This window comes from Oscillibacter valericigenes (genome assembly GCF_021531435.1).
Classification (GTDB): domain Bacteria; phylum Bacillota; class Clostridia; order Oscillospirales; family Oscillospiraceae; genus Oscillibacter; species Oscillibacter valericigenes_B.
The window spans coordinates 99074-114896 of the sequence record NZ_JAFBIS010000003.1 but is presented as its reverse complement, the minus strand read 5'-3'; the positions used below and the strand labels follow the sequence as shown (position 1 = coordinate 114896).

At 54.6% G+C, this 15823-nt stretch carries 15 protein-coding genes; 10 read left to right on the top strand and 5 right to left on the bottom strand.

Annotated elements, in window-relative coordinates:
- Positions 1-217 precede the first annotated feature (217 nt).
- The 8 genes from JQM68_RS02805 (at position 218) to JQM68_RS02770 (ending at position 9456) form a co-directional block, all read left to right on the top strand.
- Entirely contained in the window at positions 218-1282 is a 1065-nt protein-coding gene (locus JQM68_RS02805; RefSeq protein ID WP_235221394.1) for a glycosyltransferase, read from the top strand.
- Positions 1279-2595, top strand: a complete 1317-nt coding sequence (gene wzy, locus JQM68_RS02800) for an O-antigen polysaccharide polymerase Wzy (protein ID WP_235221393.1) — start codon at positions 1279-1281, stop codon at positions 2593-2595. The genes JQM68_RS02805 and wzy overlap by 4 nt, the downstream gene beginning before the upstream one ends.
- The gene (locus JQM68_RS02795; protein WP_235221392.1) at positions 2585-3613 is read left to right on the top strand and encodes a glycosyltransferase family 2 protein; all 1029 of its coding nucleotides are present in this window, start codon (positions 2585-2587) and stop codon (positions 3611-3613) included. The genes wzy and JQM68_RS02795 overlap by 11 nt, the downstream gene beginning before the upstream one ends.
- Before the next feature lie 128 nt (positions 3614-3741).
- Positions 3742-4143 (top strand): serine O-acetyltransferase, encoded by a 402-nt coding sequence (locus tag JQM68_RS02790; protein WP_235221391.1) that lies wholly within the window; start codon positions 3742-3744, stop codon positions 4141-4143.
- A 180-nt stretch (positions 4144-4323) separates the two neighbouring features.
- Entirely contained in the window at positions 4324-5844 is a 1521-nt protein-coding gene (locus JQM68_RS02785) for a lipopolysaccharide biosynthesis protein (protein WP_235221390.1), read from the top strand.
- Between the two features lie 125 nt (positions 5845-5969).
- On the top strand, positions 5970-7058 hold the full coding sequence (locus JQM68_RS02780) for an NAD-dependent epimerase/dehydratase family protein (protein WP_235221389.1): 1089 nt from the start codon (positions 5970-5972) through the stop codon (positions 7056-7058).
- A gap of 26 nt (positions 7059-7084) precedes the next feature.
- The gene (locus tag JQM68_RS02775; protein ID WP_235221388.1) at positions 7085-8326 is read left to right on the top strand and encodes a nucleotide sugar dehydrogenase; all 1242 of its coding nucleotides are present in this window, start codon (positions 7085-7087) and stop codon (positions 8324-8326) included.
- A 35-nt stretch (positions 8327-8361) separates the two neighbouring features.
- Complete coding sequence (locus JQM68_RS02770) at positions 8362-9456, top strand: phosphotransferase enzyme family protein (protein WP_235221475.1); 1095 nt, start codon at positions 8362-8364, stop codon at positions 9454-9456.
- Positions 9457-9669: 213 nt separating this feature from the next.
- Here JQM68_RS02770 and JQM68_RS02765 read toward each other — a convergent pair whose 3' ends face one another.
- Genes JQM68_RS02765 through JQM68_RS02755 form a run of 3 tightly spaced genes read right to left on the bottom strand, consistent with a single transcriptional unit; the run spans position 9670 to position 11717 of the window.
- The gene (locus tag JQM68_RS02765; protein ID WP_235221387.1) at positions 9670-9939 is read right to left on the bottom strand and encodes a hypothetical protein; all 270 of its coding nucleotides are present in this window, start codon (positions 9937-9939) and stop codon (positions 9670-9672) included.
- Between the two features lie 10 nt (positions 9940-9949).
- On the bottom strand, positions 9950-10828 hold the full coding sequence (locus JQM68_RS02760) for a hypothetical protein (protein WP_235221386.1): 879 nt from the start codon (positions 10826-10828) through the stop codon (positions 9950-9952).
- A complete protein-coding gene (locus tag JQM68_RS02755; protein ID WP_235221385.1) occupies positions 10818-11717 on the bottom strand; it encodes a hypothetical protein in 900 nt (299 codons plus the stop codon). Before JQM68_RS02755 ends, JQM68_RS02760 begins: the two co-directional genes overlap by 11 nt.
- A gap of 272 nt (positions 11718-11989) precedes the next feature.
- Between JQM68_RS02755 and JQM68_RS02750 the strand changes: the two genes are divergently transcribed.
- Positions 11990-12208, top strand: a complete 219-nt coding sequence (locus JQM68_RS02750; protein ID WP_235221384.1) for a hypothetical protein — start codon at positions 11990-11992, stop codon at positions 12206-12208.
- Between the two features lie 162 nt (positions 12209-12370).
- Here the strand turns inward: JQM68_RS02750 and rbr are convergent, their stop codons facing one another.
- On the bottom strand, positions 12371-12979 hold the full coding sequence (gene rbr, locus JQM68_RS02745; protein WP_235221383.1) for a rubrerythrin: 609 nt from the start codon (positions 12977-12979) through the stop codon (positions 12371-12373).
- An 83-nt stretch (positions 12980-13062) separates the two neighbouring features.
- On the opposite strand from rbr, the gene JQM68_RS02740 reads away from it, so the two are divergent.
- On the top strand, positions 13063-13962 hold the full coding sequence (locus tag JQM68_RS02740) for an NAD(P)/FAD-dependent oxidoreductase (protein WP_235221382.1): 900 nt from the start codon (positions 13063-13065) through the stop codon (positions 13960-13962).
- 66 nt (positions 13963-14028) lie between these two features.
- Here the strand turns inward: JQM68_RS02740 and JQM68_RS02735 are convergent, their stop codons facing one another.
- A complete protein-coding gene (locus JQM68_RS02735; protein WP_235221381.1) occupies positions 14029-15777 on the bottom strand; it encodes a Na/Pi cotransporter family protein in 1749 nt (582 codons plus the stop codon).
- Between the last annotated feature and the right edge of the window lie 46 nt (positions 15778-15823).

The window sequence follows — 15823 nt, the reverse complement described above, 5'->3', positions numbered from 1 at the left end:
CAGCTGCTTTCTCTGCTTCGCGTCATAGGCAATAGAATGAAATTTCTGAGCCTGAGCATAAAAAAGGGATGCAATGTGAATTGCAAAGGGGAATGTACAGCAAGACTGAATAACGAGTGGTCGGCTCAAAAAGGCTCGACGATCAATATAGGCAAGCACCTTTCTTCACTGGGGCATTGCCGGTATCAGCTGAGTTACAGGAATATCGAGGTAAAGAATGAAAGTATTGATTGTTATAAGTAATGCTGGTATCGGGGGAACACAGCGGGTAGCAATCAATTTGGCCAGTTGGATGAATCAGACAGAGGAGCATTCCGCCCTGGTCGTATCACTTGAGGATTTTGATGGGAACAAATATGACACGTCGGCCATTCCATACAGGCAGATTGAAAAAGGAACCTCCAAAATCCTCGGTTTGATCTCTGTCATCCACGAGTGCCGTCCGGATATTGTGCTCAGCATGGGGGTTCCCATGGCGGTTTATACGGTTCCGGCCTGCCTGATCACGCATGCAAAGCACATCGTTTCTGAAAGGAACGATCCCGCTCATTTTGCCGGAAAAAGCATCATAAGAGTTTTGTCAAGATGCTTTATGAAATGGGCTGATGCGTATGTTTTTCAGACAAAAGAAGCGCAGGCGTTCTATGGAGGCTCGGTCGCCGGAAGATCGGCCGTTATCCCCAATCCTCTGTTCAGCGCGGAAAGGATGCCGACGGCACCATACGCAGGAGAGCGGAAAAAAACGATCGTTTCCGTTGGCAGACTGAGTAGACAGAAAAACCAGAGAATTCTGATCGAAGCCTTTTATGAGCTTCAGCCGTTCATCTGTGACTATCAACTGATCATCTGGGGAGAAGGGGCGGAAAGAGAGCGGCTGAATGAATTGATCTCAGCGTTAAAACTGCAGGACAAGGTATCCCTTCCGGGCTCTACGGATAAGGTATTTGATGAGATATACGAGGCGGGTCTATTTGTGCTGTGTTCGGATTTTGAGGGGATGCCCAACGCACTTATGGAAGCCATGGCGCTTGGCTTGCCGTGCATTTCAACGGACTGTCCATGCGGCGGACCGAGGGAGTTGATCCGGAACGGCGTGAATGGGATACTGGTTCCTGTTGGCGATAAGGAGGCCCTGAAGACGGCGATCCTGCATCTTGTAAACCAGCCGGCTGAGCTGCGGGAGGAAATGCAGAATATGGCATTCAGGATCAGAGAAACACATTCCCTGGAGTCAATATGTCAATCTTGGTATAAATACTTCAGCGAAGTAAAGGCGTTATGATGAAGATTGATAGATTTACATTCCTGTTTTTGCTGGATGGGATCGTGGCTTTGTTTGCGCTGCTGTTTGGGACATCCATGAACGTTCGGATGGCGGCGGCGATCGCGGCGGTGACCATTGTTCTCATACTCATCAGCATATATACGATTTATGATCACAGGCTGTCTCTTTCGTCTGTGCTGTTACTGTATACAATAGCGACTCAATTCGGCTTAGTCATTCCATACACTATTTTTGGACGTGAAGTACTTTCAAATTACCACGATTACACGCTGCGGTTTTTAAGAAGCAGCATGCTGGTGAAAGCGATACTCTTAGGCAACTTTGCAATCATTTGCTTTGAGACCGCAAAGAGAATGACGGCGGTCAAGCGCGTAAAAAGGCCGGAAAAAAATCGCCCCGCAGATGGCGGCATGAATCAAAAAATGTTTCGCGCCTCTGCTGCGGGATTCTTGATCGTGCTCTTGTACTTCGCTTATCATGTCCTATTCGGCAGCACAAGGCTGGTGAGCACATATGAGGGGTTTATGCGGAGCTCCGCATACACAAGCGGCATCTACGCATACATACTGATTGTATTCTACGCATCGAGCATTTACCTCGCGGCCTCCGGTACAATACGTGAAAGAAAGACCGGATGGTTTTTATGGCTGCTTATCGTTTTGATTTTTGCTTTCAATGGAAATAAGGGCGAGTTTCTTTACGCTTTGCTGGCGGTCATCGGGCTGCAGGGCAGCCTCGGAAAGAAGATCGATGTAAAACTTATCCTGTTGAGCGCGTTTTTGCTTTTCTTCGTTATTCCGTCAATTACGCTTCTTCGATCCGTTGGCATCGCCGGGAACCTGGGAAGTGCGAAGTGGGACTTCGTCTCCGTATTCACCGAGACGGGAATGCAGATCAGAACTTCCGTATATGTTCTCGAAGGCCTCGACCATAAGACGATCAGCCCCCTCTGGGGCATGTCCTACATCCAACCGGTCATCAATATGATCGTTCCGTTTTCCCACAAAATCGCCACTTCGGATATTCGTAAAATGTTTCCCGGCTATGGATTCAATCAGGTGATAGAAAGTTACTTGAATTTAGGCGTTGCCGGTGTCGCCGGTTATTTTGGGCTGGTTGGATATGTGATCAGTAAAGCGGAGAATGAACTGAAGAGCAGGATAGACCTGGCGTATTTAGGTACGGTTACCTGTGTGTTGATCAATGCTTCCAGAAACTATTTTGCATTTGTTCCGGGCCAAATATTGATCGTGACGGTGATCTACTATCTGATCAAAAAAACACGAGTGGGTGGAAGAAATGAAGTTTAGCATACTTGTTCCGGTTTACAATGTGGAGCGATATCTGGAGCAGTGCATAGAGAGCGTACTGTCTCAAAATTACAGTGACTACGAGTTGATCCTCACCAACGATGGCTCTGCGGATGGCAGCCCGCTTATCTGTGAACGGTATGCGAAGCAAGACCCGCGTATCAGGTATTTTTCGAAGCAAAATGAAGGCTTGTTATTGACGAGAAGGTATGCGATCAAACGCGCGCAGGGCGAATATGTACTGTTCCTGGATTCGGATGATTACTGGGAACCGAATTTACTGGAAACGGTCGCGGCAGAGCTGGACAAGCAGCCGATAGATATGCTCCTGTTCCGGTTTAACCGGGTGAGGGATGACGGCAGGCTGATCTATGCGGATCAGGGCGTGTTTGCCGATCATGCCTTGTTTACAAGAGAAAACAAAGCAGAGTTTATGGAAGTTTTTGTGGCTTCGTCAAGGCTGAATACCCTCTGGAGCAAATGCGTGAAACGTTCCATCATGGATATTGATTATGATTATGGAATGTTTGCGGATAAGAAGGGAGAAGACTTGCTTCAGTCGATGAATCTGCTGAAAAACGCAGATACCATTTTGTATCTTGATAAAGCGCTGTACGATTATAGACTGAGCCCCACGGGGCGCGGCAGAAATTTTAAAAAGAAATACATAAACGATTTTGAAGCCGTAAGGTCATACGTATTGTCAATACTGATGGAGATGAATGTGCCGAAAGCAGTATTCGACGCGTTTTATTCAAACTATTACCGGGGAATGATCCGTTATTTCAGAAGGTACGCGGCAGTTTGCCCTGATTATTGGGACTACAAACAGACGCTTGCTGCCGCCCTTGAAATGCCTGTATTCAAAAAAGTGATGGAACAGATCCCCTTTGATTCGCTGAGCGGTCCGGACCTCAAAGAATACGCTATGGTGAAAAAACGGCAGTTTCTGTGGATATATTGTAAGTACAGGCTGAGCCTCAAGTTGAGAAACATGATAAAGATGGTGATAACATGACGGATGTTCGTCAGGATTTATACAGGTACACAGGAAAGCGTGACACACAGACGTTGATCAGGACGTTTCTCAGAAACCGGGCATTCCGCCGCGTCGTGTATTATCGGTATTATGATGCCCCCGGTCCCATGAAGTATGTAGTGCGGGTATTGAACCGTGTTTTGGCAAAGAAACAGACGATTGATTTACCGCCAACAGCTAAAATCGGGCCAGGGCTGTTGTTTCTGCATCCGCATGCGATCACGATCAATAGCAAGGCGGTTGTCGGAAAAAACCTGACCATGTTGAAGGGCGCTACGATTGGGAACAGCAAAACCGGCAAGGTCGGTACACCGGTCATCGGGGATAATTGCTATATTGGATTGAATGCCACGGTCGTCGGGGGAGTTACGATCGGCAACGACGTGCTGATCGCATCGAATACATTCGTGAATTGTGACGTTCCTGACGGCGCGATCGTGCTTGGAAGTCCCGGCGTGATCCATCTGCGGGATAAGGCTTCCGAAAAATACATTGTAAACGCGATTTGAGCGATGACAGGAAAGAACAGAAGCTGTTAAGCGATGAAGAAAGCGTATTTGAGGCCCTGTTTTGAACCTGGAGTATAAGCCCGCGAAAGAGTATCCCGCCATCGGAAAGGCCGAAGAAAGAAGATATTGCTCAAAAAACTGAGATAAATGATCACTGGGATATATTAAGGGAGGCCCCGGATGGCATCAAGAACCCAAAAAGCCAAGTGGAATATCAGTACATCCTTGATTTCACAAATTGTCTCGATGATTTGTGGCCTGATCGTTCCTCAATTGCTGCTTCGGTCATTTGGATCGGAACTATATGGAGCAACTACTTCCATCGCTCATTTTCTGGCCTATATATCACTTCTGGAAGGCGGGGTGTCCGGCGTTGCCCGTGCCGGGCTGTATCAGCCGTTGGCGAATGGCGATATACAGGAGCTCAGCAATGTGTACCATGAGATCAAGAAGTTTTTCAAGACCGTCGGTATTTGTTTTGTTATTTATACGGTTGTTCTGGCGGTTTTCTATAACAGGATCGTTACAGACAGCAAATTAGAGTGGATGTTTTCATTCCAGCTCGTCATGGTGATCAGCCTCTCGACATTGGCACAATACTTTTTCGGCATAGCAAACTCTATTGTTGTTCAGGCTGATCAAAGACACTATGTCATCAATATCATTACGATCCTGGTGACAGCGGTCAATGCGATGCTGGTCATTCTATTGACGCGCATGAACTGCGATATGATAACGGTTAAATTCGTCAGCAGTTGTGTGTTTACACTGAAACCGGCGGCGCTGTTCCTGTATGTAAAGCGCAAATATAGCATATTGCCGCGTAAACAGTGCGGAAAGACAGCGGTATTAAGCCAAAAGTGGACGGCCCTGGGCCAGCATATTGCGTATTTTCTGCATTGCAATACGGACGTGGTGGTCCTCACTTTGTTTGTAAACTTGAAAGCGGTTGCCGTGTATTCTGTTTACAGCATGGTCGTTTCAAGCGTTCGGAGTATCACGTCATCGTTTGCCAATGGACTTGAGTCGGTTTTCGGCAATATGTACGCGAAGGGGGAACGCGAAAAGCTGGAAGCAACGTTTGGCTATTATGAAACACTGATCTCTGTTGTAGCCGTTATCATGTTTTCTGTAACTTTTGTGATGATTCTTCCCTTTGTTCAAATTTACACAAAAGGTATTTCCGACACAAATTACCGTGTTCCGTTGCTTGCGGTTTTCCTGGTGCTGTCGGAACTGGTGTATTGCCTTAGAATGCCATACCACTATATGACGGTAGCGGCTAATCAATTCAGGCAGACAAAACCGGCGGCGTATGGAGAAGCCGGCATGAATATCGTGTTGTCCATCGTTTTAGTCTTTTGTTATGGACTCGTCGGCGTCGCGGCCGCGACGCTTGCGGCTATGGTTTTTCGGACGATTTATTATGCGTGGTTTTTATCGAATCATATACTTCATAGACCGTTTGGGCTCTTCGTGAGGCGAGAAGCGGTAAATGGGGCTGCTTTCACGATCATTTGCGTTATAGGCGGCAAGGTGCTTGAAAACAGGAATATTTGCTGCAGCATGGATTGGATCATTTCCGCCATTGCAGTGACCGTGATAGCGGTATTGGTAACGGCTTTGGCCAATATGCTGTTTTACCGCACCGACATCATTGCGATGGCGCGCAGAATAGCGCCTCGGAGTGGGAAGGGATAGGAGTACTCTGCTTAAACGCTGAACTCCGGTAACTTCTGCCGGAGGTCCGTCCGGGGCGTTATAAAGGGGATCGGGTTTATATAGGGGACTTCTTTTATCGTCATGAAAACGGGAGATCAGACAATATGCGGAAGATAGATTTAAAGAACAAAACGGTTTTTGTGACCGGCTCCGCCGGATTCATCGGCAGCAATCTGGTGCTGGAACTGCTTCGCACCCAGTCGCCGGTCAGCATTGTCGGCCTTGACAATATGAATGACTACTACGATGTGTCGATCAAAGAATGGAGACTTTCTGAGATCGAGAAATGTGCGGCGGAGCACCATGATGCCGCTTATCAATTCTACATGGGTGATTTGGCCGACCAGGATCTGCTGAACCGGATTTTCACAGAACATAGGCCGGAAATTGTTGTGAACCTGGCTGCGCAGGCAGGCGTCCGCTATTCCATTACAAACCCGGACGCATATATTCAGAGCAATCTTGTCGGATTCTATCACATCCTGGAGGCTTGCCGCCATTCTTATGACAATGGGGAAAGAGGCGTGGAGCACCTGGTTTATGCGTCTTCCTCATCCGTGTATGGAAGCAATCAGAAAGTGCCTTATTCCACCGATGACAAGGCGGATAACCCTGTGTCCCTTTATGCCGCAACGAAGAAGAGCAATGAATTGTTGGCTCACGCCTACTCGAAACTGTACGATCTTCCATCCACTGGCCTGCGGTTTTTTACAGTCTACGGTCCTGCGGGCCGTCCGGATATGGCTTACTTTGGATTTACTGATAAACTGCTGAAAGGCGAAAAAATACAAATCTTCAACTATGGCAACTGTAAGCGCGACTTTACTTACATCGATGACATTGTCGAGGGCGTGATCCGTGTGATGCAGGGCGCTCCGGAGCGCAGGAACGGGGAAGACGGCCTTCCGGTCCCACCCTATGCGATCTATAACATCGGCAATAACCAGCCGGAAAACCTGCTGGATTTCGTGACGATCCTGCAGGAAGAATTGATTCGGGCGAAGGTTTTGCCCGCGGATTATGATTTTGAGGCGCATAAAGAACTTGTCCCCATGCAGCCGGGAGACGTTCCTGTTACATATGCGGATACGACTGCTTTGGAGCGGGACTTTGGGTTTAAACCCAATACGGGCCTCCGCGATGGCCTGAGAAAATTTGCGGAGTGGTATAAGGATTTCTACTTGCATGACTGACCATTTTAAAGACAGCGGAGAACACTATGAGTAATAAAAACATTGCGGTTGCCGGGACTGGCTATGTGGGCCTTTCTTTGGCGGTACTTTTGGCGCAGCACAACCATGTGACGGCTGTGGACGTCCTGCCGGAGCGGGTGGATCTGATCAATCAAAAAAAGGCGACTGTCCAGGATGCGTATGCTGAAAAATACCTGGCGGAAAAGAAACTGGATCTGTCTGCGACGCTGGACGCGGAAGCTGCCTATAAGAATGCCGACTTTGTGGTGATCGCTACGCCGACGAATTATGACAGCAAAAAGAACTTCTTTGACACATCCGCGGTGGAGGCTGTGATCAAACTGGTGCTCGAGTACAATCCGGATGCCATCATGGTCATCAAATCTACCATTCCGGTTGGCTTCACTGCAAGTGTCCGCGAAAAATATCATTGCGACAACATCATCTTTAGCCCGGAGTTTTTGCGTGAAAGCAAGGCTTTGTATGACAACCTCTACCCGAGCCGCATCATTGTCGGCACGGATGCTGAGAACCCACGCCTGGTCAAGGCGGCAAAAACCTTTGCCGGTCTGCTGCAGGAGGGCGCCGTCAAGGAGAATATTGATACCTTGATTATGGGATTCACGGAAGCTGAAGCGGTCAAACTGTTTGCAAATACATATTTGGCCTTGCGTGTCAGCTACTTCAACGAGCTGGATACCTATGCTGCGATGAAAGGACTGAATACGCGGCAGATTATTGAAGGTGTGTGTCTTGACCCGCGCATCGGCAACCATTATAATAATCCCAGCTTTGGTTACGGCGGTTATTGCCTGCCCAAAGACACCAAGCAGCTTCTTGCCAATTATACCGATGTCCCGGAGAATTTGATCGAAGCCATCGTGGAGAGCAACCGCACCCGTAAGGACTTCATCGCGGACCGCGTTCTGGAGATCGCCGGAGCATATGAGGCCAGCGAGGAGTTTGACCCCAGCAAAGAGCATCCCGTTGTGGTTGGCGTCTTTCGCTTGACGATGAAGTCGCATTCCGATAACTTCCGCCAGTCCTCTATTCAGGGCGTTATGAAGCGGATCAAGGCAAAGGGAGCAACCGTGATCATCTATGAACCCACTTTGGAGAACGGCACAACATTTTTCGGCAGCAGAGTGGTCAATGATCTGGAGGCGTTCAAGCAAAGGAGCGGTTCTATCATTGCCAACCGCTACGATCACTGCCTGGATGATGTGAAGGAAAAGGTCTATACGAGAGACCTGTTTGGAAGAGACTGAAACAGGAACATAAATGGAGGACCCATTTCGTGGAAATGGATAAGAAATTAGAAGAGATCGGCCGGGCCTTCCGAATCAAAGGCGACTATCTGGGATACGAGAAGATCAAGGTCGGCAATGTGAACCAGACCTACAAGGTCACCTACCGCCAGCCGGACGGCTCGCCCAAGCATTACATCGTGCAGCGGGTGAACACCTATGCTTTCCGCCGGCCGGAGGAGCTGATGCACAACGCGGACCTCATCACGGAGCACATCCGGGCCAAGAAGCAGGAGGGCGTGGCGCTGCATTTCCACCACACCAGGGAGCGGAAGACGTATGTGTACGATGAGGAGGGCGGCTTCTGGCGGCTGACGAATTACATTCCGTCCGTGACTTACAGCGAAAGCAAGAACGTGGAAGTCCTGCGGCGGACCGGAGAGGCTTTTGGGGCGTTTCAGCGGAAACTGGCTGATTTTCCCGTGACCGGCCTGTACGCGACCATCCCCAATTTCCACAATACACCTAAGCGGCTGGAGACACTGTTCGCGGACGCGGAGCGGGACCCGTTGGGCCGGGCGGCGGAAGTCCGGGAGGAGCTGGCCTATATCGCCTCCGTCCGGGGAGAGGCGGAAACGCTGACCCGGCTGCATGAGGCCGGAAAGCTGCCCCTGCGGGTCACCCATAACGATACGAAGATCAACAACGTGCTGTTCAACAAGGACACGGATGAGGCGCTGGTCATCGTGGACCTGGATACGGTGATGCCCGGTCTGGTGGGCCATGACTTCGGCGACGGCGTCCGTTTTGCCGCTAACCGGGTGGCGGAGGACTGCCCGCATGCGGAGGAGGCGGAATGTGATCCGGAGCGCTTCCGGGCGTTTACCGAGGGCTTTCTCTCCCAGACGGCGGACCTGCTGACGGAGGCGGAACGCGGGACTCTGGCGCTGAGCGTGTTCGACATCACGGTGGAACTGGCCAGCCGCTTCCTGGACGATTATATTGTGGGAGACAAATATTTCAACATCGACTATCCCACCCACAATCTGGTCCGTGCCCGCTGCCAGATCGCGCTGGCAAAGGACGTGCATCAGAAGCTGCCGGAAATGCAGGCGTTCATCGACGGGTGCTGCGCAATGTATCGGTTCTGAGCCGGGCAGACGAAACTTGGCCCGAAAAGCTCTCATCCCCAAAGGTTCCGCAAGACGGCTGTATTTCTCAATCATAAAAAGCCGTCCTCTCAGCCACGCTGAGAGGACGGCTTTTTGCATGTTCCTTGGCATGGCGGAACCCTTTTCCCCGCGAAGTCCTCCGGGACCTCCCCAGACAGAGATGCGTAAATTCCGCACCCGGTGTAAAGTCGATCAAATGGACGCAGCAGCATTCTTTCCTGCCTGTTCCGCCTCTTGCTGTTCCTCCCACACCCGGACGATCTGGCCGGCCTGCTCCTCCCAGTGGGATGTGTAATAGACGGCCGCATCATCCTCCGGCTGTTCCGGCTGCGGTGTGTCCACAACGAGGCGATAGCCTACCGCCTCGTACAGATAGCTGCTGGGGTTATAGACCAGCCCCCGGTTGATATGGAGGGGATTGGGCGCCGGAACAAGCCGGCCGTTGATCAGTTTTCCGTACATAGGCACCTCCTTAACTGTGGGTGAGATAAGCCGCCTCGATGGGGCAGCCAGGGACAGCACCGGACACCTGGGTGATCTGCCCGGGTCCGTTTGGCTGGACCAGTCTGGCAGGTTCCGCAGCAAATGGCTTGTCCGGGATACCATAGACCACCATCGCTCCCTCCGACAGCTCTCCGGTCGAGCTGATGTACGGCGTGGTGATCTGCTCTCCGGAGTAGCTGCCAATGACCGCGCACCGTCGCACGCCCCGTCCGGTCTGTGCGTCCCATTCATCCATGTACTCCGTTCCGGGGACCGCCCACAGCTCCGGCGCGGCAGCCTGTCCGCCATCCCATTCGGTGAGCCAAAAAGCTCTTGTAACGTTCAAAGTGCTGGTAAATCCAGTTGAAACTATATACAGCACCCCGGTATCATCTGTCATGATCTTCCCAAATGTATGACATTGTTCCGGCTTTGAGCTTCTGTAAATCGGTGCTCTGTTCGACCCGGCTCGATTATTACACAAAAATGTGAATCCTTCGCTCTGTCCGAAAACACCATATGGAGCAATGAAACAATATGTGGTGTTTGGTTTAGCTTGAATTTCGTAGTAGGAATATGCATCGGTCATACCAAACTCATTATCTGTATTTTTACGCCAACCAAAATCAAGTGTATTAAGTTTTGTTGTTCCCAAAATCGTATCGCCGTGTGCCTGAAAAACGCCATCATTGCACACCGGCATGACAGGCGCATCCGGCGTTGGCGTACCGTCCTGCGCCGCAGCTCCGCACAGCTTGACCGACGGCAATACGCACTTGACGCCGCCGTCCCAGCGCACCACCCCATTCCCGGATACCTTCGGCGCGGCATACTGGGCCGTCATCGTATGATGTAGGTCACGATTCATCAGGCACCTCCGTCCATGCCGCCAGATATTTGCCGCCCAGGGGCACCACGCTCAGCCAGTAGGTGCTGCCAGCCGTGAAAACAGGCTCCGCCACGGCCCAGATCAGCGTATCCGGCACGGTGACGGTGATGCCTTCCGCCGAGGCCGTGAACACCAGGCCCCATTGCTCCGCTCTGCCCTCGTCGCCGGCGGCAAATCCCTGAATGGTCAAGGATGTTACCGGGTCAGCGCAGCGCGTCTCCGTGTTGTTGGCGAGAGTCAGGGTCAGCTCCGCGCCGGTGACGCGCACCACTCTGGGCTGGTCCGCGATCGGCGCTCCGCTGTCCGCGTAAGATGCCGTATCAGCATCCCATACCCACCAGGTGCCCGTTTCGGCGCTGGGATATGGCTGCTTGATGGCGGCCGTTTCCGCTCTGTCCCGGGCATTCTCCGCACTCTGCCGGGCGTTCTCGGCCTTGGCTTGGGCGTCCGCGGCGGCTTCCGCGGATGCCTTGGCGCCGTCACCGGCGGTGAGTACCTGCTCAAACCAAGCCTGTTCCGGCGCCGGAGGCGCTTCTCCGGCGGGCGTGTCCATAGCGGGTTCCACATAAGTTTGCCAGATCCTGGATTTTACCAGCGCCTCGCCGACATAGTACCGCAGCTCACAGCAGCCGCCGCGGGGACGCTCCACATCCGCGGCCGTCAGCGTCCACACCAGCGTGCTCCCCTCCTGGACGGCTGCCGCCGGGTACGGGGCGGTGTCCCCCGGCCGCTGGGCGATCAATTCCGCCAAGCCCTGACCGTATTCTGACATCCAGTCAGACAAGTCGAAGACCACTTGCCGGGCAAGGTTTTCACCTTGCCGTCCCAGCACCAGTGTGTTTTTTGAATTTGCCTGTATCTGTTTCATATTCCGCCTCCAAATAGTCTGGATAAAAGGCTCCCTTTGGGCGTTCGATGTATCTTCCTGTACAACAAAGTGATGCCGGATAAGATAACTGGCATCACTGCCTTCCGTAAAGAAGCAAAAACCGACACAGTTCGACAGGGAGGATGTGGTTCAATAAAGGAAAACCCGATGGCTGCTTTATGGCCGGTAAACAGCAAGAAGGGAGAGCCGCTGCCGAAGTGCTTCGGATGGCGAGGCTTCCTGCAAAATGGCGGGGGAGGGAGATGGGAGCCATGACGTATGGGAAATTGGTGAATGGCCGTCTTGTTCCGGCGCCAAATCCGCTGCCGGTCCGCAACGGCGAGGTCCGTGACCCTTCGGGGTATCTCTACGCGGCGGTGGGATACAAACTGGTGGTTGAAACTCCGGCGCCGGATACGGCGGCTGACCCGTCAGCTTTGACTCCGCACTGGGAGGAGTGGGACGGACAGATCGTCAGAGTCTGGCTCTGAGCGTGTTCGGCATCACAGCGGAACCGGCTGCACCCTGGACGATGGCCTTGCGGGGGACGGGTCTTTCAACACCGCCCACCCTTGCCGTCCTGCCGCGGCATCTGTATGGATAAAAAAGTACCGGGAGCGCCCAACTCCCGGTACTTTTTACGTTTCCACGGTTTATTCCTGTGGCTTTTTGCAGTAGGGCGCCATCTCCAGACGGATGAAAAAGCCCTGGTCGTGGCTGCAGACGGGGCACATCTTGGGCGCTTCCAGGCTTTCAGTGATATAGCCGCAGTTCAGGCACATCCAGCCGCATTTGACGTCCGACACGAACAGCTTTCCGCCCGCCAGCAGGTCTCCGAGAAGGCCGAAGCGGTCGCCGTGGGCCTTTTCGATTTTGGCGATCTGTTCAAAGGACGCGGCGACCTCCGGGAAGCCCTCGGCCCGGGCGGTTTCTCCAAAGGAGGGGTACACCGGGTCAAACTCCTCGTACTCGTTGTGGCGGGCGTCCCGCAGGAGCTGGAGCGCATCGTTGGTTACATGGACCGGATACCCGCCGTCGATGTGGACGGTGGCACCGCCGACGGCCTTCATGTGGTTGTAGAAAATCTCCGCGTGCTCCTTTTCCTGTCCCGCGGTAAAGAGGAACACGGCCTCCAGCACATGCATCTTCTGCTGGCGGCAAAGCCCGGCGGCGAAGGTGTAGCGGTTCCGGGCCTGGCTCTCTCCGGCAAAGGCCCGCATCAGGTTTTTCAGCGTCTCGCTGTTCTTCAGATCGGCAGACATGGCGATCTCCTCCGTTTCCGTAGTCAATGGGGGTATTTTCTGCGGATCCCGCCCATACTATACCGGGTAAGGAGGAAAAAAGGATGTATGATGTGGTGATCGTGGGCGGCGGCCCGGCGGGGTGCGCCGCCGGGCTGTATGCCGCCCGGGCGGGGCTGCGGACGCTGGTGCTCACCGGCGGCGAGCCGGGCGGACAGCTGGGCATTGCGGAAACGGTGGAGAACTATCCCGGCGCCGGGGCCCGGGGCGGGCCGGAGCTGGCGGCGGATATGCGCCGGGACGCGGAGCAGGCCGGCGCGGAGTTCCGGAATGAGCGGGCGGCGGAGGTCTGCCTGCGGGAGCGGCAGGTGAAGACCGGGCAGGGCGCGTATCGGAGCGGGACGCTCATCTATGCCGCCGGGGCCTCGCCCCGCGCTCTGGGCATTCCGGGGGAGGAGGCCCTGCGGGGCCGGGGCGTCAGCTGGTGTGCCGCCTGTGACGGCGCGTTTTTTAAAGGCAAGGATGTGGCGGTGGTGGGCGGCGGCAGCTCCGCCGTGTCGGAGGCCCTGACGCTGTCCCGCCTGTGCCGCCGGGTGTATCTGCTGCACCGGCGGGACACCCTCCGGGCGGAGCGGCGGCTGACGGAGCAGCTGGAGAGCGCCGGAAATATCACCTTCCTCCGGAACGTCCAGACGGAGGCCATTCTGGGCGCCAAAGCGGTGACGGGCATCGCCTACCGGGAGCTGCCGGAGGGCCCGCAGCGGGAGCTGCCCTGCGCCGGGGTGTTCATCGCCGCCGGACGGAAACCGAACACGGAGCTGCTGCGGGGGCAGATCGCGCTGGACGCGGGGGGCTATCTCCCGGCGGACGAGACCACCCGGACGGCGGTTTCCGGCGTGTTCGCGGCCGGGGACGTCCGCACGAAAGCGGTGCGGCAGGTGGTGACGGCGGCGGCCGACGGCGCCGTGGCCGCCCTGATGGCGGCAAGGTTCCTGGAGGAATGACAAAACGTCCCGCATAGCGGGACGTTTTTGCCTGTCGATAGGCCCGGAAACCCTGCGCGGTATTTTTTATGCCTGGGGCAGACGGTATTTTGCCATGTCCCGGTCCAATCCGGCGGCGAAACTCTGGTCCGTCTTGAGACGGCTGATATAAGCGTGGGGGTCCAGGTCGTCCGCCTGGCTTTCGATGACACAGACGGCGATGTTGGAGCAGTGGTCGGAGACGCGCTCGAAGTTGGTCAGCAGGTCATTGAGAACAAAGCCCAGCTGAATGGTGCACTCTCCCGTCTGGAGCCGGTGGATGTGGCGCACCTTGATCTCATCAATGAGCTGGTCGATGGTCTCCTCCAGCGGCTCCACCTCCCGGGCGGCCATGGGGTCGTTGGCGGCAAAGCTGTCGAAGGCCAGGGCCATGATGTCGTTCAGGGCGGTGAGCAGCACTTCCAGTTCCTCCTTGGCGGCGTCGGAGAAGTGGAGGTCCTTTTCGTGGAGCTCCCGGGCGGATTCCTGGAGGTTCAGGGCGTGGTCGCCGATGCGCTCGAAGTCGCCGATGGCGTGGAGCAGCCGGGAGACGGTGCGGATGTCGCTCATGGACACACCGTGCTGGGAAATTTTCACCAGATAGTCGCCCAGGCGGTCCTCGTAAATGTCCAGCTTGTCCTCATTTTCGGTAATGAGGGCCTCACGGGCCTCCTGATAGTCCGACAGCTGCCGGACGGCGTCCAGCAGGTTTTCGTGAGCCACAGCGCCCATCTGGTTGGTCATGGACACACACTCGCTGATGGCCACGCCGGGGGTCCGCAGCAGCAGGGGGTCCAGGAAGGCAAACTGCTCGGACCGGGTCTCGTCAGAGATGGCCCTCCGCGCCAGCTTTTCCAGCTGGCGGGAGAAGGGCAGGAGCAGCAGCGTGGTGAACACGTTGAACACCGTGTGGCAGAAGGCGATGCCCACGGCGCCCACGGCGGCGTTCATGAAGGGGAAGTGGAACAGCAGGTTGCCGCCGTAGAACAGGATGAGCCCCACCACGGTGCCGATGACGTTGAAGGAGATGTGGATGACGGACACCCGCTTGGCATTGCGGTTGACGCCGATGGAGGAGATGAGGGCGGTGACGCAGGTGCCGATGTTCTGGCCCATGATGATAGGGACCGCCATGCCGTAGGTGATGGAGCCGGTCATGGCCAGGGCCTGCAGAATGCCCACCGACGCGGCGGAGGACTGGATGACGCCGGTGAACACGGCGCCCACCAGCACGCCCAGCAGGGGATTGTTGAAGGCGGTCAGCAGGCTGGAAAACTCCGGCATATCCGCCAGGGGGCTGACGGAGTCCTTCATCAGCTCCATGCCGTACATCAGGATGGAGAAGCCCACCAGAATGCGGCCGATGTCCCGCCGCTTCTGCTTTTTGGAGCCCATGATGAGGATGATGCCCACCAGGGCGATGACGGGGGAGAAGTTCTCCGGCTTCAGGAGGTTCACGAACACGCTCTCGCTCTCGATGCCCGCCAGGGACAAGATCCATGCCGTCAACGTGGTGCCGATGTTGGAGCCCATGATGACGCCGATGGTCTGGCCCAGCTCCATGACGCCGGAGTTCACCAGGCCCACCAGCATCACCGTCATGGCGGAGGAGGACTGGATGGCGATGGTGATGCCGGCGCCCAGCAGCAGGCTCTTGAAGGGGTTGGAGGTCATGCGTTTCAGCAGCCGCTCCAGCTTGCCGCCGGCCATTTTTTCCAGGCTTTTTGACATGGTGGTCATGCCGTAGAGGAAGAAGGCCAGACCGCCGCAGAGCGTAAACAGGGAGAAAATATCCATTCCGATACTCCTTTATTGATTTCCCCTCCGTCCGAAGGGGCGCGGT